Source organism: Candidatus Pelagibacter sp. HIMB1505 (assembly GCF_052047915.1).
Classification (GTDB): Bacteria; Pseudomonadota; Alphaproteobacteria; order Pelagibacterales; family Pelagibacteraceae; genus Pelagibacter; species Pelagibacter communis_A.
On sequence record NZ_JBNAIR010000001.1, the window covers coordinates 338,187 to 357,584 of the forward strand.

Annotated in this window: 18 protein-coding genes; 16 read left to right on the forward strand and 2 right to left on the reverse strand. The window is 31.8% G+C overall.

Features of this window, described 5'->3' with window-relative positions; translation table 11 throughout:
* The first annotated feature begins 6 nt into the window (after window positions 1-6).
* Genes ACTTAU_RS01790 through ACTTAU_RS01820 form a run of 7 tightly spaced genes read left to right on the forward strand, consistent with a single transcriptional unit; the run spans window position 7 to window position 6,159 of the window.
* Entirely contained in the window at window positions 7-777 is a 771-nt protein-coding gene (locus ACTTAU_RS01790; protein WP_438306101.1) for an alpha/beta fold hydrolase, read from the forward strand.
* Window positions 774-1,886, forward strand: a complete 1,113-nt coding sequence (locus ACTTAU_RS01795) for a dimethylsulfoniopropionate demethylase (protein ID WP_438306099.1) — start codon at window positions 774-776, stop codon at window positions 1,884-1,886. Before ACTTAU_RS01790 ends, ACTTAU_RS01795 begins: the two co-directional genes overlap by 4 nt.
* Before the next feature lie 12 nt (window positions 1,887-1,898).
* Window positions 1,899-2,906, forward strand: coding sequence for an aspartate-semialdehyde dehydrogenase (locus tag ACTTAU_RS01800; RefSeq protein ID WP_438306097.1), 1,008 nt, complete (start codon window positions 1,899-1,901; stop codon window positions 2,904-2,906).
* Complete coding sequence (gene sdhC, locus ACTTAU_RS01805) at window positions 2,896-3,279, forward strand: succinate dehydrogenase, cytochrome b556 subunit (protein ID WP_085115018.1); 384 nt, start codon at window positions 2,896-2,898, stop codon at window positions 3,277-3,279. The genes ACTTAU_RS01800 and sdhC overlap by 11 nt, the downstream gene beginning before the upstream one ends.
* Window positions 3,279-3,605, forward strand: coding sequence for a succinate dehydrogenase, hydrophobic membrane anchor protein (gene sdhD / locus ACTTAU_RS01810; RefSeq protein WP_085115019.1), 327 nt, complete (start codon window positions 3,279-3,281; stop codon window positions 3,603-3,605). The genes sdhC and sdhD overlap by 1 nt, the downstream gene beginning before the upstream one ends.
* Window positions 3,605-5,380, forward strand: a complete 1,776-nt coding sequence (gene sdhA, locus ACTTAU_RS01815; protein ID WP_085115020.1) for a succinate dehydrogenase flavoprotein subunit — start codon at window positions 3,605-3,607, stop codon at window positions 5,378-5,380. Before sdhD ends, sdhA begins: the two co-directional genes overlap by 1 nt.
* Window positions 5,380-6,159 carry a succinate dehydrogenase iron-sulfur subunit gene (locus tag ACTTAU_RS01820; RefSeq protein ID WP_438306092.1) on the forward strand — a complete coding sequence of 260 codons (780 nt, stop codon included), beginning with the start codon at window positions 5,380-5,382 and terminating at the stop codon, window positions 6,157-6,159. Before sdhA ends, ACTTAU_RS01820 begins: the two co-directional genes overlap by 1 nt.
* Here ACTTAU_RS01820 and ACTTAU_RS01825 read toward each other — a convergent pair.
* Complete coding sequence (locus tag ACTTAU_RS01825; RefSeq protein ID WP_438306090.1) at window positions 6,149-6,910, reverse strand: IclR family transcriptional regulator; 762 nt, start codon at window positions 6,908-6,910, stop codon at window positions 6,149-6,151. The genes ACTTAU_RS01820 and ACTTAU_RS01825 overlap by 11 nt on opposite strands.
* A 34-nt stretch (window positions 6,911-6,944) precedes the next feature.
* On the reverse strand, window positions 6,945-8,438 hold the full coding sequence (locus ACTTAU_RS01830; protein WP_438306088.1) for a CoA-acylating methylmalonate-semialdehyde dehydrogenase: 1,494 nt from the start codon (window positions 8,436-8,438) through the stop codon (window positions 6,945-6,947).
* Window positions 8,439-8,635: 197 nt separating this feature from the next.
* On the opposite strand from ACTTAU_RS01830, the gene ACTTAU_RS01835 reads away from it, so the two are divergent.
* The 9 genes from ACTTAU_RS01835 to ACTTAU_RS01875 all read left to right on the forward strand — a co-directional run bounded on the left by ACTTAU_RS01835 (window position 8,636) and on the right by ACTTAU_RS01875 (window position 19,393).
* A complete protein-coding gene (locus ACTTAU_RS01835) occupies window positions 8,636-9,817 on the forward strand; it encodes an iron-containing alcohol dehydrogenase (RefSeq protein WP_438306086.1) in 1,182 nt (393 codons plus the stop codon).
* A gap of 64 nt (window positions 9,818-9,881) precedes the next feature.
* Window positions 9,882-10,946, forward strand: coding sequence for a TRAP transporter substrate-binding protein (locus ACTTAU_RS01840; RefSeq protein ID WP_085115024.1), 1,065 nt, complete (start codon window positions 9,882-9,884; stop codon window positions 10,944-10,946).
* 76 nt (window positions 10,947-11,022) lie between these two features.
* Window positions 11,023-11,592: a TRAP transporter small permease subunit gene (locus tag ACTTAU_RS01845; RefSeq protein WP_438306083.1), complete on the forward strand. Its 570-nt coding sequence runs from the start codon at window positions 11,023-11,025 to the stop codon at window positions 11,590-11,592.
* Window positions 11,589-12,953 (forward strand): TRAP transporter large permease, encoded by a 1,365-nt coding sequence (locus ACTTAU_RS01850; RefSeq protein ID WP_438306080.1) that lies wholly within the window; start codon window positions 11,589-11,591, stop codon window positions 12,951-12,953. Before ACTTAU_RS01845 ends, ACTTAU_RS01850 begins: the two co-directional genes overlap by 4 nt.
* A gap of 5 nt (window positions 12,954-12,958) precedes the next feature.
* On the forward strand, window positions 12,959-13,405 hold the full coding sequence (locus tag ACTTAU_RS01855) for a hypothetical protein (protein WP_438306078.1): 447 nt from the start codon (window positions 12,959-12,961) through the stop codon (window positions 13,403-13,405).
* A 57-nt stretch (window positions 13,406-13,462) separates the two neighbouring features.
* On the forward strand, window positions 13,463-14,428 hold the full coding sequence (gene mdh / locus ACTTAU_RS01860) for a malate dehydrogenase (protein ID WP_438306075.1): 966 nt from the start codon (window positions 13,463-13,465) through the stop codon (window positions 14,426-14,428).
* Entirely contained in the window at window positions 14,428-15,588 is a 1,161-nt protein-coding gene (gene sucC, locus ACTTAU_RS01865) for an ADP-forming succinate--CoA ligase subunit beta (RefSeq protein ID WP_438306073.1), read from the forward strand. The genes mdh and sucC overlap by 1 nt, the downstream gene beginning before the upstream one ends.
* Window positions 15,588-16,463 (forward strand): succinate--CoA ligase subunit alpha, encoded by an 876-nt coding sequence (gene sucD / locus ACTTAU_RS01870; protein WP_438306071.1) that lies wholly within the window; start codon window positions 15,588-15,590, stop codon window positions 16,461-16,463. The genes sucC and sucD overlap by 1 nt, the downstream gene beginning before the upstream one ends.
* 35 nt (window positions 16,464-16,498) lie before the next feature.
* Window positions 16,499-19,393: a 2-oxoglutarate dehydrogenase E1 component gene (locus ACTTAU_RS01875; protein ID WP_438306069.1), complete on the forward strand. Its 2,895-nt coding sequence runs from the start codon at window positions 16,499-16,501 to the stop codon at window positions 19,391-19,393.
* Window positions 19,394-19,398: the final 5 nt, after the last annotated feature.

The following is a 19,398-nucleotide window of genomic DNA, read 5'->3' on the forward strand; positions in this document are numbered from 1 at the left end:
TGAAAATTGATAATCAAAATAGACAATAAAACAGTTTATGCGTCTGATGCTGGTCAGGGAGTTGATTTAAATAAAAAGACAATAGTTTTTTTACACGGGAGTGGGTTATCCCATATAGTTTGGTCTTTAGCAGAGCAATACTTCTCTAATAAAAATTTTAATGTACTTTCAATTGATTTGCCAGGACATGGAAACTCGGAAGGACCATGTCTTAAAAGTATTGAATTAATTGCTGATTGGTTAGAAAAAGTTTTTGATCAATTAAATTTAGGTAAAATAATACTAATTGGACACTCTCAAGGATGCTTAGAAGCACTAGAATACTCACACAAATATAAAAAAAGATTAGAAAAAATAATCTTTATTGGAGGCTCTTATAAAATGCCAGTCCACCAAGATTTAATTAGCTTAGCTGAAAGTGGAGATTCTGAAGCGGTAAAGTTAATGATGAAATGGGGTTATGAAGGTTCAAAAAAGTTTATAGGAGGAAATCCAATTGAAAGAATTATTCAATCTCCAAGAGATATAAAAGAAATTTTAGCAGTGGATTTAATTGCATGTAATAACTATCAAAATGGTAAAGTTGCAGCAGAAGATATTAGCTGTCCTAGTTTATTCATATTTGGTCAATTAGATAAAATGGTAAACATAGAAAAGGGAAAAAAATTTTCTCATATGGTAAAAAACTCAACACAACACATCATAAATTGTGGACATATGATTATGATTGAAAATGCTTTTGAAATGAGAGACAAGATTTCTGAATTTTTAAAATGACAAAAAATTATTCAATCGCAAAATCAAGACGTTTAAGAAGTACTCCATATACTTCAAGAATTGAAAAACAAGGTGTTACTGCCTACACAGTTTATAATCACATGTTGTTACCAGCTGCCTTTGGTTCTGTTGAAGATTCTTATCATCATCTAAAAAAGGATGTTCAAGTTTGGGATGTTGCAGCAGAAAGACAAGTTGAAATATCGGGAAAGGACTCTGCTAAACTTGTTCAATTAATGACCTGTAGAGATTTATCAAAATCTAAAGTTGGCAGGTGTTATTATTGCCCAATCATAGATGAGAATGGAAATTTAGTTAACGATCCAGTAATTTTGAAATTAAATGATGATCGTTGGTGGATATCTATTGCAGATTCTGATGTAATATTTTTTGCCAAAGGTTTGGCTGCAGGTAATAATTTTGATGTTAAAATTACTGAGCCTAATGTTGATATTATTGCAATCCAAGGTCCAAAGTCATTTAATTTGATGGAAAAAGTTTTTGGAAAAAAGATTTTAGATTTAAAATTTTTTGGTTTTGATTACTTTGATTTTAAAGGCATAAAACATCTTATTGCAAGATCTGGTTGGTCAAAACAAGGTGGATTCGAAGTTTATGTTGAAAATACTCAGTCTGGTTTAAATTTGTATGATCATCTATTTGAAGTTGGTGAAGAGTTTAATGTTAAACCAGGATGTCCGAATTTAATAGAAAGAATTGAAAGTGGGTTACTCTCATATGGGAATGACTTTGATAATAATGATAATCCATTTGAGTGTGGATTTGAAAAATATGTAAATTTAGAATCTGACATAACTTTTTTAGGTAAAGATAAATTAAAAATGTTAAAGTCTAATGGAATTTCAAAAAGATTAATGGGTGTGCAGATAGATAAAGAAAATATTAGCCTTTCTTCATCTGTTGAAATTATGAATGATAATAATGATATAATTGGGGATCTTAGATCTGCCTGTTATTCTCCGCACTTTAAAAAGGTTATAGGCATCGCAATGATTAAAGAACCAAATTGTAAGACTTCTACCAAAGGTACAATTAAAATTGATGATAAATCTTACAGTGTAAGCGTTTGCGAATTACCCTTCATTTAGTATAAGACTAGAATGAATATAGCTATAGTAGGTGCAACCGGTAATGTAGGAAGAAAAATTATAGAAGTTTTAGAGAAAAAAAATCTTTCTTTTGATAATTTATATCTAGTTGCATCATCCAAAAGTGCTGGAAGTAAAATTAAATTTAAAGATAAAGAATTAGAAGTTCATGATCTTGAGAAATTTGATTTCTCTAAAGCTAAAATAACTTTTTTTGCTGCAGGTGGAAAAATATCACAAAATTTTGCAATTAAAGCAGCTCAAAATTCAATTGTAATTGACAATTCAAGTTTTTACAGGATGGATCCTGATGTTCCATTGATTGTTCCTCAAGTTAATGCAGAAGATTTAAAGGATATAAAAAAAAATATAATTGCTAATCCAAATTGCTCAACAGCGCAATTGGTTATAGCATTAAAACCTTTGCACGATGCTTTTGTCATAAAAAGAGTAGTAACTTCAACTTATCAATCCGTTTCAGGAGGTGGAAAAGCACCAATGGACGAATTAATTGAACAAACAAAATTGTTTTTAAATAATCAAGAAATAAGATCTAAAAATTTTACAAAACAAATAGCATTTAATGCTATCCCACATATCGATGTATTTGCAGATGATGGTTACACAAAAGAAGAGCTTAAAATGACCAATGAAACAAAAAAAATTTTAGATAAGAATATTGAATTAACTGCAACTTGCGTTCGTCTTCCTGTTTTAGTTTCTCATTCAGAGTCGGTTAATATAGAATTTGAAAAGGCCTTTACAGTGGATAAGGTTAGACAGCTATTAGATAATGCAGATGGATGTAAAGTTATTGATGAGCGAAAAGATGGAGGTTATTCAACTCCAATAGAGGCTGCTGGCAAAGATGAAACTTTTGTTTCAAGAATTCGAGAGGACAAAACAGTTAATAATGGTCTAAATTTGTGGATTGTTTCAGATAATTTATTGAGAGGCGCGGCTTTGAATGCAGTAGAAATAGCTGAGACTTTGATTAAAAACAATTTCTATGGAAAATAATAATCCACTATCTCCTCATCTTCAGATCTATAGATGGCATATTTCATCATTAGTTTCTATTTCACATAGAATTACTGGAATAATAAATTTTGTAGCTTTTGTATTAATATGTTTGTGGGCATCTATGCTTTTATTGGGTGAGGCCAATTATGATTCAATAGAGTTTTTACTAAATTCAATAATTGGAAAATTTATTATTCTGGGATTAACTTGGTCTTTTAGTTTTCAAATTTTAAGTGAGATAAGACATTTGATTATGGATATGGGTTACGGATTTGAACTTAAAACCACAAGAATAACAGGACTGCTTGTTATTTTTGGTTCAATTTTTTTAACAATTATAATTTTTGTTTTAGGAAAAAATTTTATTTAATGAATACTTCTACAAAAAAATGGTTATTCATCAAAATTAGCTCTCTAATTTTAATTCCATTAATGATTTGGTTTATTTTAAATTTTGTATCAATTTACGATAAAAGTTTTAATGAAATCGTTGAATTTTTTTCGAATTCTACTTCAAAATTTTTATTTAGTTTATTTATAGTTTTTGGGTTCTTTTTTTCAGCTTTAACTATTAGTGAAGTTTTTGAAGATTATATTAGTCAAAAAAATCTCAAAAATGTCGCAAATAGACTGTTATATTTATCTGCTATAATAATTCCTTTAATAACAATAATATTATTATTTAACTTAAACTGATGAGTTCATACAAAATTATAGAACATGAATATGATGTAGTTGTGCTTGGCGCAGGTGGATCAGGACTTAGAGCGGCTGTTGGTTTGAGTGAAGCTGGTTTAAAAACAGCATGTATATCAAAAGTATTTCCAACAAGAAGTCACACATCAGCTGCACAAGGTGGAATTTCAGCTGCCCTTGGTAACATGGGAGAAGATGATTGGCGTTGGCATATGTATGACACTGTTAAAGGAGCTGATTGGCTTGGGGATCAGGACAGCATTGAATATTTGTGTAAAGAGGCACCAAAAGCTGTAATTGAATTAGAAAAGTATGGTGTACCATTTAGTAGAACTGATGATGGTAAAATATATCAAAGACCATTTGGCGGAATGACTAAAAATTATGGTAATGGAATTGTTCAAAGAACTTGTGCCGCTGCAGATAGAACAGGTCATGCAATTTTACATACGCTTTATGGTCAAGCGCTTAAACATAATACAGAATTTTTCATTGAGTATTTTGCTTTAGATTTATTAATGAAGAATGGAGAATGCAAAGGATTGATAGCGTGGAATTTAAATGATGGAACTATTCATAGATTTAGAGCCCATACAGTAATTATTGCTACTGGAGGATATGGAAAAGTTTATTATTCAGCAACATCTGCTCACACATGTACAGGAGATGGAAATGCGATGGTGCTCAGAGCCGGTCTACCATTACAAGATATGGAATTTGTTCAATTTCATCCAACAGGAATATACGGGCATGGCACATTAATTACAGAGGGTGCTAGAGGAGAAGGTGGTTATTTAACTAATTCTAAAGGCGAAAGATTTATGGAAAGATATGCTCCAAAAGCAAAAGATCTTGCCTCTAGAGATGTAGTAAGTAGATCAATGTCGATTGAAATCAATGAAGGTAGAGGTGTAGGTAAAGATGCAGATCATGTTCATTTAAATTTAAGTCATTTAGATAAAGATATTATAGAAAGTAGATTGCCAGGAATTACAGATGCAGCAAGATTATTTGCAGATGTGGATGTAACTAAAGAACCAATTCCAGTTGTACCTACAGTTCATTATAATATGGGAGGTATACCTACAAATTATAAAGCAGAAGTATTAACTGTTAATGGATCAGAAAAAACTGTGCCAGGTTTAATGGCAATTGGTGAAGCTGCATGTGTATCAGTACATGGAGCTAATAGATTAGGCTCTAATTCATTAATTGATTTAGTTGTTTTTGGAAGAGCGGCAGCAAAAAGAGCAAGTGAATTAGTCAAACCTGGAGCTCCTCATGAGGAAATTGGAGAGTCTGAAACTCAAAAATGTTTAGATAGATTTGATAAATTAAGAAATGCAAATGGAGAAAATAGTACTGCTGATTTAAGATTATCAATGCAAAAAACTATGCAATCAAAATGTGCAGTTTTTAGAACAGAAAAAACTTTAAAAGAAGGTGTTGAAGAAATTAAAAAAACCTATGATGGTATGGACTCTATTTCTGTTAAGGATAAATCTTTGATCTTCAATACTGATTTAGTAGAGACTTTAGAATTTGATAATTTGATTAGACAAGCTGTTGCAACAGTAGACTCTGCTTACAATAGAAAAGAGAGTAGAGGAGCTCATGCGAGAGAGGATTTTCCTAAAAGAGATGATGAGAAGTTTATGCAACATACACTTTCATGGTGTGATGGAAAAAATACTAAGATTACTTATAGACCAGTTCACAAATCTACTCTTACTAACGAAGTTCAGTATTTTCCACCTCAGGAAAGAGTTTACTAATGGTTCAATTAAATTTACCTGAAAATTCAAAAATAAAAAAAGGTAAATATTTCAAAGACAAGACTGGTTCAAAAAACATAAAAAAAGTAAATGTTTATAGATGGGACCCTTCAACTGGAGAAAATCCAAGAGTAGATACTTATGAGGTTGATATGGATAATTGCTCCTCAAAAGTTTTAGATGTTTTAAATAAGATTAAAAATGAAATAGATCCAACTTTAGCTTATAGACGATCATGTGCTCATGGTGTTTGTGGATCTTGTGCAATGAATATGGGTGGAAAAAATGGTTTAGCTTGTACTACACCTCATGCTGAAATAGATGGAGATCTCGATATTTATCCTCTGCCGCATTTAAAAGTTAAAAGAGATTTAATCGGTGATTTAGATGGGCTTTACAAACAATATAAGTCAATCGAGCCATGGCTAAAATCTAATTCAAAATCTGAAACAACAGAAATTTATCAATCTAAAGAAGATAGAGCTAAATTAGATGGTGCTTATGAATGTATAATGTGTGCATGCTGTTCAACATCATGCCCAAGTTATTGGTGGAATGGAGATAAATATTTAGGCCCTGCAGTTTTACTTCAAGCTTATAGATGGATAATGGATAGTAGAGATGAAGAAAAAAAAGCAAGATTAAAAAAAGTTGCTGATGAGTTAAAGTTATATAGATGTCATACAATATTAAATTGTACTAATGCTTGTCCAAAAGGTTTAAATCCTGCAAAAGCTATTGCTGAAATAAAAAAAATGTTAGCAACTGCTAATTTTTAACTAAAGCTTTTGTTAAATTTTTAGCCACGGAATTCATAATAGGATAAACTTTTTTTAAATCATCAATATTCTTTCTACTTTTAGCAGTATGAGTAGATAGACAAAAACAAAGCTCCCCTTTAGAATTTGTTATGGGCAAAGATATGCCTACCATACCATTAAACCACTCTTCATCATCAAAAGCATACCCTTGTTTTTTAATTTTTAATAACTCTTTTGTAAATTTTTTAATATCAGTAATTGTATTTTTGGCATTTTTTATTGGCTTGATGTTCTTAAAAATTTCTATTGCTTTATTTTTTTCTAAAAAAGATAAGTAAAGTTTTCCAGATGCAGATGCATGTAGAGGTAAATGATCACCAGCTTCAAAATTTAATTGCATTGGCCAATGAAATTCTATTCTATCAAAATATACTAACTTCGTACCTATTGGAACTGAAAGGCTGACTGTTTCTTTAATTTCGTTAGTTAGTTTCCTTAGATAAGACCTCCTGAGAGTAAAGTTGGGCTCATAAGGCAAACTATTAAGAATTATATCTCTGATTTTTGGTCCTGGAATATAATTTTTGTTATTTTTTGCAACTAAAAATCGTTCTTTACATAATGTTTCTAAATGTCTGTATACAGTTGGAAGTGGTATATCTAATTTGTGTGAAACTTTTTTAGCAGTAAAATTATCTGGATCTAAAATAACTTCCTCTAAAATATTTAATATTCTTTTAGGTGAAGTCCTAGTATTTATGTCTTTCATAAATATTTAACATTAGTTAAAACTTAAAATTTATTTAAGACAGAACAGGAATAGTAAACTCTGGACCACTATTATCTTCCGACCAAGTAACTGTTGCAGTTTTAAGTTTTGTGTAAAACCTCACACCTTCTGGACCATGAATAGAGTGATCTCCAAATAGAGATCGTTTCCATCCACCAAAGCTATGATAAGCAACTGGCACAGGGATAGGAACATTAACTCCAATCATCCCAATTTTAGCATTTTCGGTAAAATGTTTTGCAATCATTCCACTTTTTGTAAATACAGCTGCTCCATTGCCAAGCTCATGATCATTAACAAGCTTTAAAGCGTCTTCATATGTATCAGTGGTCATCATGCTGAGTACTGGACCAAAAATTTCTTCTTTGTAGATCTTCATATCTGGTTTTACATCTTCAAATATAGTTGGGCCTACAAAATATCCATTTTCATATCCTTGTAATTTCATATTTCTACCATCAGCAATAAGTTTAGCTCCTTCTTTTTCACCAATATCTATGTAACCCAGAACTTTTTCATAATGAGCTTTATTATTAAGAGGACCAAAGTCACTTTCTTTATCTGTGTATGGGCCAACTTTAAGTTTTGAAGTTTCTTCTAATAATTTTGTTTTTAAATTTTCGGCTGTTTTTTTTCCCACACATACTGCCACAGAGATAGCCATACATCTTTCACCAGCTGATCCAAATGCTGAACCGATTAATGCATCAGTTGTTTTATTAACATCAGCATCTGGCATGACTACCATATGATTTTTTGCTCCTCCAAGTGCCTGAACTCTTTTGTTATTTTTTGTACCAGTGTGATACACGTATTCTGCAATTGGAGTTGATCCAACAAAGCTAATTGCTTGAACATCTTTATTCTCCAATAAAGTATCAACAGCCTCTTTATCTCCATTAACAACATTTAATACACCTGCAGGTAATCCAGCTTCAATAGCTAACTCTGCAAGTCTAATAGGACAACTTGGATCTTTTTCAGATGGCTTAAGTACGAAAGTATTTCCACATGCAATTGCAACAGGATACATCCACATAGGCACCATTGCAGGAAAGTTGAAAGGTGTAATTCCTGCACAAACACCCAAAGGCTGTCTCATCGAATAAGAGTCAACATTAGTACCTACGCTTGAAGAATGATCTCCCTTTAATGAGTCTGTAATACCAGTTGCATATTCAACAACCTCTATTCCCCTTTGAACAGAACCTTTTGCATCAGGTATTGTTTTTCCATGCTCTTCGGAAACCATTGCAGCTAATTCTTCCATATTTTTCATTAATAGATCTTTGTATTTGGATAAGATCCTTGACCTATTAATAGGTGTCGTCTTAGACCATTTTATAAAAGCATTTTTTGAACTTTGTATTGCTAATTCAACTATAGATTTACTACCTAGCTCAACTTCACCAATTTTTTCTCCAATAGCTGGATTGAAAATTGGACCAGTTCTTGCTGTTTTGTCTGAATAAAGTTTTCCATCGATAAAGTGACTTATTTTTTTCATGTTTGATCTTTAATTAAAAAAATAAATTAATACTACAAGAAATTTACTTATGCAATTATTAAATAATTTAAATTATTGGTCAAAAAAACTATCTTCTTAAATGAGAAAAAAATTATCAATTTAACACTATATGGTTATTGACTCTTAATTACACTTAAGCTTAGATTGAGTTAAAATAATATTAAAAAGGATATTGTTTGAAAAAAAGAGAAAATGTTCGTGTTTGTGTGCCAAGATATTTGCAAATTGGCAGAGGTAGTTTAAGTGAACTACCAGAGATAATTAAAATCTTGGGATCTATTAAATCAGTATTAATAGTTACTGATAAACAGATGGTGTCATTTGGTTATGTAAAAAAACTTCAAGAAGTTTTGAATAAATCAGGTTTTGAATCAGATGTGTTTGATGAAACAGTGCCTGATCCAACAGATACAGTAGTTTTAAAAGGTATTAAGTTTTTAGAGAACTGCAAAAGTGATGCTGTAATAGGTTTTGGAGGAGGTAGTCCGATTGATACAGCTAAAGCCATTGCCGCTATGTCAATGCACAGTAAAAACATCCAGGATTACAAGCCACCTACAATGTTTGATAAAAAAGGTTTGCCTATCATTGCAATTCCAACAACAGCTGGAACAGGTTCTGAGGTAACTCATCATGCAGTAATTATTGATACAAATAATAATGAAAAGATTTCTTGTAGAGGTGAGGGTTTTGTACCTTCAGTTGCTATAGTGGACTATGATTTAACATTATCTAAACCAAGAAGACTAACAATTGACAGCGCTATAGATACATTAACCCATGGAATAGAAGCTTATGTAAGTAAAAAAGCTACACTTTTTTCTGATAGGATGGCACTTGATACAATAAGATTAGTAAGTGAAAATATTTACCAAGTAGATAAAAATCCTAAAGATCTTAAAGCAAGAGAAGGATTGATGTTGGCAGCAACATTAGGTGGGCTAGCTTTTTCTAATGCATCAATTTGTTTAGTTCATGGGATGAGCAGACCACTAGGAAGTAATTTTAAAGTTCCACATGGATTGAGTAATGCAATGTTGCTTCCGACCATCACAGAGTTTTCAATTAATGACGCAACATCAAGATATGCCGATTGTAGTCGAGCCGGTAATTTTGCACTTTCATCTGATAGCGATGAAGAGGCTTGCAAAAAATTAATCAAAGGTTTGTATAAAATTAATAAAGATTTTGAAGTACCATCAATATCAAGTTTTGGAATAGATAAAAAAATTTTTGAGGAAGAGTTGGAGAATATGGCTTCAGATGCAGAAAATTCAGGCGCTCCAAGCCTCAATCCAAAAGTGCCTTCTGTAAGCGAAATGATAGATCTTTACGGAAAAGCATGGAGTGCATTTTAATGAGCTGTAAAATGTACTTTTGTAATAGCATCAGCTTAAACTTAAATAAAAAAGAGAGGGTATAATGAAACAACTAATAAAAAAATCTATTAGTATTTTTGCTGTATTTTCATTGATGTTAACTTTCTCAGTACATCAAGTAAATGCTGCAGATAAAATTAGATGGAAAGTTCAATCTACTTTCAATACTGGATGGCCTGCGTTAGGAGATCCTGTTGCTAGATTGTCTGATACATTGAATAGGGCTACTGATGGAAGGATTCAACTTAAAGTTTATGAGCCTGGAAAGATACTTCCACCTTTAGAAATTTCACCATCAATTAGCAAAGGTGATTTACCTGCTGCCTATAATTATATGGCTTATGACCAAGGTAGAATTCCAGCAGCTGTATTGTTTGCTGCCGTACCATTTGGAATGGAGCCCTGGGAATATGCAGCTTGGTGGTTTGAAGGAGAAGGTTCAAAATTAGCTAACGAAATTTATAATAAACAAAATATTCAAGTTTTATTATGTAGCACAATTGGACCAGAAACTGCTGGTTGGTATAGAAACCCTATTACAAGCTTAGATGACCTTAAGGGTTTAAAAATACGTTTCTCAGGTTTGGGAGGCATGGTTTTAAATGAAATTGGTGCATCTGCTACGTTAATGGCTGGTGGAGAAATTTTTGCAGCTCTTGAGAAAGGTACTCTTGATGCAACAGAATATTCTATGCCTGCTATTGATGAAGTACTAGGATTTCATAAAATTACTAAATATAACTTGTTTCCTGGATGGCACCAAGTTTCAACATCAACTCATTTTATGATTAATTTAGATTTATGGAAAAAAATGGGAGCAGCTGATCAGGCTCTATTCGAAATGGCTTGTACAGCAGCAGCTATGAGAGCAATTACTACTGGTGAATATTTGCAAGGTAAACAAATTGAAAGTTTCCCTTCAAAAGGAGTAACAGCAGCAAGATTGCCTGATAGCGTGTTAAGAGAACTTCAAAAAGTTAGTGCGAGAGTTATGGACGAACAATCTGCAAAAGATGCTGACTTTAAAAAAGTATGGGAGTCTCAACAAGCTTTCATGAAAGAATATGATGTTTGGCAAAAATGGGGATATTTACCCAGAAACTTTTAGTATTTAATACTTAAAAAGTTGATTATAATAAAAGCGGTCGGTTATGCCGACTGCTTTTATTTTTTAAAAAATACTTATGTCCAAAAATTTTATTTCAGCTGAAAGCTCTTTAGATAAAAAGTTACAGCTTAGGCACACTCCAATTACAAAAAAAATTGACAATATAGTTTTACAGATAGGAGAAATCTTTAATTGGTTGTGGATTATATTAATTGCAGTCATTATTCTTAATGTAGTGTTAAGATATGTGTTTAAAAATGGCATGATTGAACTTGAAGAGCTTCAATGGCATCTTTATTGTATTGGATGGTTGGTCGGCTTGTCCTCAACATATATAGTAGACTCTCATGTAAGAGTTGATGTTTTAAGTGACAAATTAAATTATAGAAAAAAATTATGGTTTGAATTGTTTGGTATTTTGTTTTTATTTTTGCCTTTTGTAATACTTGTTCTTTATTATGCCGTTCCTTTTTTTGAATTATCATGGGTATCAAGTGAAAGATCAACATCTGCAAATGGTTTGCCCGCAAGATGGTTTGTAAAAGGCTTTTTGGTAATCAGTTTCTTCTTATTATTAATTTCTGGTTTTTCTAGAATTGTAAGAATAATAGAAACACTTAGGTTTGGATTAGGAGACAGAAGATGATTTCATTAGTTACAGAATACTTTTTAGCAATTGCCTTATTTTTTAGTTTTATAACGTTAATATTTTATGGATTTCCTGTTGCCTGGACTATGGGTGGATTGGGAGTTTTATTTATTTTTGTCTCAATGATTTCTGACAATCTTTTTGACACTTTTTATGGTGTCGATTTTGGATTTGCATCGATGGTTGTTTATAGACTTTACGGTGTTATGGCCAACTGGGTTTTGGTAGCCTTGCCAATGTTTATTTTTATGGGGATAATGATGGATAAGTCTGGCATAGCAGAAGACTTGATGACTGATCTTTCCAAGTTATTTGGTAAAACAAGAGGCGGACTTGCAATCTCAATTGTATTTATTGGAGTTTTGCTCGCTGCCTCTACAGGAATTATTGGTGCAGCTGTAGTATTATTAACAATTTTAGGTGTCCCTTTGATGTTAAAAAATAATTACAATCCAAATTTAGCATGCGGAGTAGTTTGTGCTACAGGAACCCTCGGGATTCTTATCCCTCCCAGCATTATGTTAGTGATTATGGGGGATCAAGTAAGAATATCAGTTGGTGATTTATTTATGGGGGCTGTATTTCCAGGATTGTTATTAGGATTATTATATACAATCTTTATTTTTGCTTATGCTTATGTAAATCCAAAAGCTGCTCCATTACCCAAAGATGCCGAACCAGTAGATTTAAAAATAGTTTTAAGAGTTTTAAAATCTATTATACCGCCAGCTTTATTAATTTTTGCTGTTCTAGGAAGTATATTTATGGGAATTGCTACACCAACAGAGGCTTCAGGCGTTGGAGCTTTGGGCGCATCCTTATTAGCAATAATTAGAGGTAGATTGTCATTTTCAGATTTAAAAATTGTAATTAGAAAAACAACCCATACAACCGCTTATATTTTTGCACTTTTTGTTGGAGCTACAATGTTTGCATTGATCTTAAGAGGCTTAGGTGGCGATGAGTTAATAGAGGGAGCTCTAAAAGCATTACCTTTTGGAACAAGTGGAGTAGTAATTGTAGTTTTGTTTGTTGCGTTTTTGCTAGGTTTCTTTTTAGATTGGATTGAGATTACATTAATAATCTTGCCATTTTTAGCACCTGTGATGGTGGATCTAGGAGTAGATATGGTTTGGTTTATTGTAATGTTTGCAGTGGTTTTGCAAACATCATTTATAACACCACCTGTAGGATTTGCATTGTTTTATATGAAAGGGGTTGCACCTCAAGGAATTACAATTTCAAATATTTATAAAGGAATAATTCCATTTGTTATTCTACAAGTGATAGCTGTTGCAATAGTATTTAATTTTCCAGAAATAGTTACTTGGTTACCAAAAGTAGCATATGGACCATAAAAGACATGAAGGCTTTTAATTATTTCTTATCAATACTCTTTACTTTCTTAGTAATAAATAATTTTGCATATGCAAAAAATGAAATTTCATTAAAAGAATTTTTAAATGAAAAAAATATTGAAAGTGAAAAAACACAAATTTACTTATTACAAAGATGCAGTTCTATATATGCTTTTGCGTCTGGCGTTTTAATGAAATCAGACTCATTACAATCTAAAAAATTAATTGAAATTTCAAACAACCTATTATTCAAATCTGTTGAACTAATGGTTATTGAGGAGCAAAAAAGTCTTGAAGTAAGTCAAAAACACTCAGAAGATATTAGAAAGAAACTGTTTAATAATTATATTGCTGATGGTAAGCAAAACTGGGAAAGAAATAAATCATATTTTAAAGGATCTTATATAGAAAATGATATGATTATATGCTCAAAGTTAATAGAAGATAAGTAAAGAAGTAACTTTTTTAATTGAATAATTTTAAAGTATCAATAAAAGATAACTTCATTCATGAAAAAAAAAATATCTTTAATAGGTGCTGGTCAAATAGGTGGAACTTTAGCGCATTTAATTGGGCTTAAAGAGCTAGCAGATGAAGTAGTATTATTTGATGTTGCAAGTGGAATAGCAAAAGGGAAAGCTCTTGATATAGCTCAATCTTCTCCTGTTGATGGCTTTCATGTGAGATTATCTGGTACTGATGATTATAAAGATATAAAAGATTCAGATGTTGTAATCATTACTGCAGGTGTTCCAAGAAAACCAGGAATGAGCAGAGATGATTTATTAGGAATAAATTTAAAAATTATTAAGCAAGTTGCTGAGGGAATAAAACAACATGCTCCAAATGCATTTGTAGTTTGTATCACAAATCCATTAGACGTGATGGTTATGGCTTTTCAAAAATATTCTGGTTTACCAGCAAATAAGGTTGTTGGTATGGCTGGTATATTAGATAGCTCAAGATTTAAATTATTTTTATCATTAGAATTTAATGTTCCGGTAAGAGATATTGAAGCTATGGTAATGGGTGGTCACGGTGATACTATGGTTCCACTTCCTGGTTTTACTAAAATTTCAGGTAAACCGTTATTAGATTTAGTAAAAGATGGAAAAATAACAGCAGAACGTGTTGAAGAAATCAACCAAAGAACCAGAGACGGTGGTGCTGAAATTGTAAAATATTTAGAAAAAGGTTCAGCTTTTTATGCACCAGCTGCAGCGGGTGTGGAAATGGCAGCAGCATACTTAAAAGATGAAAAGAAAATGGTTCCTTGTGCTGCTTACTTAAATGGAGAATATGGTATTAAGGATATTTATGCAGGTATTCCAATTATAATTGGAAAAGGTGGAGTAGAAAAAATTGAAGAAATTAATTTGAATGATAAAGAAAAATCTGAATTTTTAAAGTCAGTTGATGCAGTAAAAAAACTTTGGGAAGCAGCATCTAATATTGATCCTGATCTTGCTAAATAATGAATATCCATGAGCACCAGGCAAAAGGTATATTAAAACAATTTGGAGCTTTAGTTCCTCAAGGCGTTTACGCATTGACTGTTGAAGATTTGTTAGAAAAAGTCAAAACTTTAAATACAAGTAAGTATGTTTTAAAAGCACAAATTCATGCTGGTGGTAGAGGTAAGGCTGGTGGCGTAAAGATTTTAGACAACTTAGAAGATCTTGAAAAAGCAGCTAATGAATTGTTAGGAAAGACACTGGTTACACATCAAACTGGTCCTGAAGGAAGAGAAGTTAAGAGACTTTATGTTGAGGAGCCTTCAAATATAGATAAAGAGTTCTATCTTTCATGTTTAGTAGATCGAGCCAGTTCAAAAATAGCTTTTATATCGAGTGATCAAGGTGGAATGGATATCGAAGAGGTGGCTGCCAAAACTCCTGAAAAAATTATAACTACAAAAGTAGATCTAAAAGATGAAATTTCTAATGAAGACTGTGAAAGTATAATTAAGATCTTTAATCTAAACGATGACGCTCAAAAAGATGCAATTAGCTTAATAAAATCTATTTATAAGATGTTTATAAGTACTGACGCTAACATGGTTGAGGTAAACCCACTGATTTTAACTAAAGAAAATAAAATTATGTGTTTAGATGCTAAAGTTAATTTTGATGGCAATGCATTATTCAGACATCCAGAGATAACTGAGCTAAGAGATTTAAATGAAGAGGATCCATCAGAAATAGAGGCAAGTAAACATGATTTAGCATATATAAAATTAGATGGAAGTATTGGTTGCATGGTCAATGGTGCTGGTTTGGCGATGGCAACAATGGATATCATAAAATTATATGGTTCAGAACCTGCTAATTTTTTAGATGTTGGTGGTGGTGCATCAAAAGAAAAAGTTTCAGCAGCATTTAAAATTATTTTGTCAGATAAAAATGTTAAGGGAATTTTAATCAATATCTTTGGTGGCATAATGAGATGTGATGTCCTTGCACAAGGTGTAGTTGATGCAGCTAAAGAAATGAAAATTAGTGTACCTTTGGTTGTTAGACTTGCAGGAACTAACTTTAAAGAAGGAAAAGAAATTTTAGATAATTCAGGATTAAAATTGATATCAGCAGAAAATTTAGATGATGCAGCAAAAAAAATAGTTGAGGCAATTAAATAATGTCTGTTTTAGTGAATAAAAATACAAAAGTCATTTGCCAAGGGTTTACAGGAGCTCATGGAACTTTTCATTCCGAGCAAGCTATAAAATATGGAACTAATTTAGTTGGTGGTGTAACGCCAAAAAAAGGTGGTCAAGAACATTTAGGGAAGCCTGTTTTCAATACTGTAAAAGAAGCTAAAGATAAAGTTGGTGCAGACGCAACAATGATTTATGTTCCTGCTAAATTTGCAGCTGCTGCAATTATAGAAGCTATTGATGCTGATTTAGAATTAATCGTTTGTATTACTGAAGGAATACCAGTTCAAGATATGTTGAAGGTCAAACAAAAGTTACTTAAATCAAAAAGTAGATTGATTGGCCCTAACTGTCCTGGGATTATCACACCAGATGAATGTAAGATAGGCATCATGCCAGGCAGTATTCATAAAAAAGGTTCTGTGGGAATTGTTTCAAGATCAGGAACTTTGACTTATGAGGCTGTTGCTCAAACGACTGAAAATGGATTAGGACAATCTACCTGTATAGGAATAGGCGGTGATCCTATTAATGGTACAAATTTTATAGATTGTTTAGATCTTTTTTTAAATGATGAAGAAACTAAATCTATTTTAATGTTAGGTGAAATAGGAGGAACAGCAGAAGAAGAGGCTGCAGAATTTGTAAAAAATCATCAAATTAAAAAACCAATGGTTGGCTTCATTGCTGGTATTACGGCACCTCCAGGGAGAAGAATGGGTCATGCAGGTGCAATTATATCAGGTGGTAAAGGTGGAGCAGAAGATAAGATAAAAAAGATGGAAGACTGCGGTATAACAATGGCTAATTCACCATCTAAAATTGGTAAGACACTTTTTGATAAATTGTCTAATTGAAAATTAGCTTTTCAGTAATATACTGATTCAAATAAATGTCCCTGACAAAAAATCTTGATTTTGAAAAAACTTCTTTTTTAACAAAAACTAATAGTGCATTTCTTGAGCAGATGTACTTAAAGTATATCAATCAAGATCCAGATTTACCCTCCAGTTGGAAAATATATTTTGATGAGTTAGGCGATGAGCTAGATTTAGTTGCTAATGAAATCAAAGGGCCATCTTGGGCACCAATTAAAAAAAATATTAATATTATTGAAAAAAAACCAAAAAATGGTTCTTCATCAAATGTAGTTTTAAAAAAAACTAGTTCTAAAGATCAAATTCAGAACAATATAGATTCTATTAAAGCAGTAGAATTGATTAGAGCTTATAGACTTAGAGGACATTTGTTAGCTAAGTTAGATCCTTTAGGACTTAAAGAAACTGAGTATTTGGAAGAGCTACATCCTGAATTTTATGGTTTTAAAAAAAGCGATTATAAAAGAGAAATATTTTTAAATGGAGTTACAAATAAAAAATACTCTAATATATCTGAAATCTTAAACTTTTTAGATAAAACCTACTGTGGTTCAATTGGATATGAGTATATGCATATTTCAAATCATGAAGAGAGGGTTTGGCTTAGAAAAAGAATTGAAGGGAATGAAAATGAAATTCAATTTACAAAAAATGGAAAAGAAGCGATTTTAAATAAATTAATACAAGCCGAAGGATTTGAAAAATTTTTAGCTACAAAATACGTTGGAACCAAAAGATTTGGTTTAGATGGAGCCGAAAGTTTAATCCCAGCCTTAGAGCAAATCATTAAAATTGGTGGCCAATCTCAAATTAAAGAAGTTAAAATTGGTATGTCTCACAGAGGAAGATTGAATGTATTGGCTAATGTTCTTCAAAAATCTTATAAAAGAATCTTCAATGAATTTGCAGGTGAATTTCATTCAAGTTCTAATGAAGGAGCAGGTGATGTAAAATATCACCTAGGAGCCTCATCAAATAGAGAGTTTGATGGAAACCCTGTCCATGTTAGTTTGACTGACAATCCATCTCACTTGGAGGCAGTTAACCCAGTTGTTTTAGGTCAAACAAGAGCAAAACAGTTTTTCCATAAGGACATAGAGAGAAATAAAGTTATACCAATTTTAATTCATGGAGATGCAGCTTTTGCTGGCCAAGGAATTGTCGCAGAATGTTTTGCAATGTCAGGATTACCTGGACATAATACAGGTGGAACCATTCATATAATAGTGAATAATCAAATTGGTTTTACAACAAGCCCAAGATTTGCAAGATCTTCACCATATCCTTCTGATGTTGCCAAAATGGTAGAAGCACCAATATTACATGTAAATGGTGATGATCCAGAAGCAGTTGTGTATGCAACAAGGATTGCTACAGAATTTAGACTAAAATTTAATAGAGATGTTGTTGTAGATTTGATTTGTTACAGAAGATTTGGACATAATGAGGGAGATGAACCATCTTTTACTCAACCATTAATGTATAAAAAAATTAGATCCCATCCAACAACCGCAAAACTATATGGAGAAAAACTTACACAAGAACAGATATTTAGCGAAGAGACTTTAAAAGAAAAAATAAAATCTTTTAAAGATTTACTTGATGATCAATTCAAAAATGCAAAAGATTATAAACCTAAAATTGAATGGTTTGAAGGTACATGGTCAAGATATAAACCCGAGAAAGGTAAAGATAAAAGAGGTGTAACCGGTGTTGATAAAGATATGATCAAAAATATTTCAGATAAAATTAATGTAATACCATCTGAAATAAATCCTCATAAAACAATTTTAAAAGTTTTCGATCAAAGAAAAAAATCAATAGATACTGAGAAAAATATTGATTGGGCTACAGCAGAGTCTCTTGCTTTTGGTACGTTGTTGGAAGAAGGTTACCCAGTAAGATTGGTTGGACAAGATTCAGGAAGAGGTACATTTAGTCAAAGACATTCAGTAATAAGAAATCAATTAGATAACAGTAGATACATTCCATTAAATAATATTTCTGATAATCAAAAAAATTATGAAATTGTAGATAGTTTTTTATCTGAATTAGCAGTTCTTGGGTTTGAGTATGGCTACAGTTTAGTTGAACCTAATACCTTAACTTTATGGGAAGCACAGTTTGGAGATTTTGCTAATGGTGCTCAGGTAATTATTGATCAATTTATATCATCAGGTGAAAGAAAATGGTCTAGAGCATCAGGGATAGTTATGCTTTTACCTCATGGTTATGAAGGTCAAGGTCCTGAACATTCATCAGCAAGATTAGAGAGGTTTTTACAGCTATGCTCAAATGATAACATGCAAGTTATGAACTGCACTACACCTGCAAATTATTTTCATGCTCTAAGAAGACAGATGAAAAGAGATTTCAGAAAACCATTAATAATGATGACACCAAAATCATTATTAAGAAATAAATATTGTGTTTCTAATCTTGATGACTTTAGTAAAGATAATTCTTTTCATAGAGTGCTTTGGGATCATGCAATGGATCCTAAAGCTGATGGTTTTATCAAATTACAAAATAGTTCAAAAATAAGAAAAGTTATTTTATGCTCAGGTAAAGTTTATTTTGATTTATTAGAAGCTCGAGAAAAATTAAAAGTTGATGATGTAATTTTGTATAGAATTGAACAATTATATCCATTTCCTGCGAAAACATTAGTAAGTGAACTAAAGCCATACGCTCAATCAGCAACATTTCATTGGTGTCAAGAAGAACCAAAAAATATGGGTGCATGGTTCTCTGTTCGAGATTATATACAATGGACATTGGATAATATTAAGGCTAATAATAACCAAATTTCTTATATAGGAAGAAGTCCAGACGCATCACCAGCAACTGGTTATGCAAAGAGACATATTTCTCAACAACAAGAAATTATTAAAAAAGTATTTGAATGATAAAT

Excerpts from the sequence above, each read along its gene's own strand:
- ACTTAU_RS01795 (WP_438306099.1), top strand. The coding sequence starts at position 774 with ATGACAAAAAATTATTCAATCGCAAAATCAAGACGTTTAAGAAGTACT.
- ACTTAU_RS01800 (WP_438306097.1), top strand. The coding sequence starts at position 1,899 with ATGAATATAGCTATAGTAGGTGCAACCGGTAATGTAGGAAGAAAAATT.
- sdhC (WP_085115018.1), top strand. The coding sequence starts at position 2,896 with ATGGAAAATAATAATCCACTATCTCCTCATCTTCAGATCTATAGATGG.
- sdhD (WP_085115019.1), top strand. The coding sequence starts at position 3,279 with ATGAATACTTCTACAAAAAAATGGTTATTCATCAAAATTAGCTCTCTA.
- sdhA (WP_085115020.1), top strand. The coding sequence starts at position 3,605 with ATGAGTTCATACAAAATTATAGAACATGAATATGATGTAGTTGTGCTT.
- ACTTAU_RS01820 (WP_438306092.1), top strand. The coding sequence starts at position 5,380 with ATGGTTCAATTAAATTTACCTGAAAATTCAAAAATAAAAAAAGGTAAA.
- ACTTAU_RS01825 (WP_438306090.1), bottom strand. The coding sequence starts at position 6,910 with ATGAAAGACATAAATACTAGGACTTCACCTAAAAGAATATTAAATATT.
- ACTTAU_RS01830 (WP_438306088.1), bottom strand. The coding sequence starts at position 8,438 with ATGAAAAAAATAAGTCACTTTATCGATGGAAAACTTTATTCAGACAAA.
- ACTTAU_RS01840 (WP_085115024.1), top strand. The coding sequence starts at position 9,882 with ATGAAACAACTAATAAAAAAATCTATTAGTATTTTTGCTGTATTTTCA.
- ACTTAU_RS01845 (WP_438306083.1), top strand. The coding sequence starts at position 11,023 with ATGTCCAAAAATTTTATTTCAGCTGAAAGCTCTTTAGATAAAAAGTTA.
- ACTTAU_RS01850 (WP_438306080.1), top strand. The coding sequence starts at position 11,589 with ATGATTTCATTAGTTACAGAATACTTTTTAGCAATTGCCTTATTTTTT.
- ACTTAU_RS01855 (WP_438306078.1), top strand. The coding sequence starts at position 12,959 with ATGAAGGCTTTTAATTATTTCTTATCAATACTCTTTACTTTCTTAGTA.
- mdh (WP_438306075.1), top strand. The coding sequence starts at position 13,463 with ATGAAAAAAAAAATATCTTTAATAGGTGCTGGTCAAATAGGTGGAACT.
- sucC (WP_438306073.1), top strand. The coding sequence starts at position 14,428 with ATGAATATCCATGAGCACCAGGCAAAAGGTATATTAAAACAATTTGGA.
- sucD (WP_438306071.1), top strand. The coding sequence starts at position 15,588 with ATGTCTGTTTTAGTGAATAAAAATACAAAAGTCATTTGCCAAGGGTTT.
- ACTTAU_RS01875 (WP_438306069.1), top strand. The coding sequence starts at position 16,499 with ATGTCCCTGACAAAAAATCTTGATTTTGAAAAAACTTCTTTTTTAACA.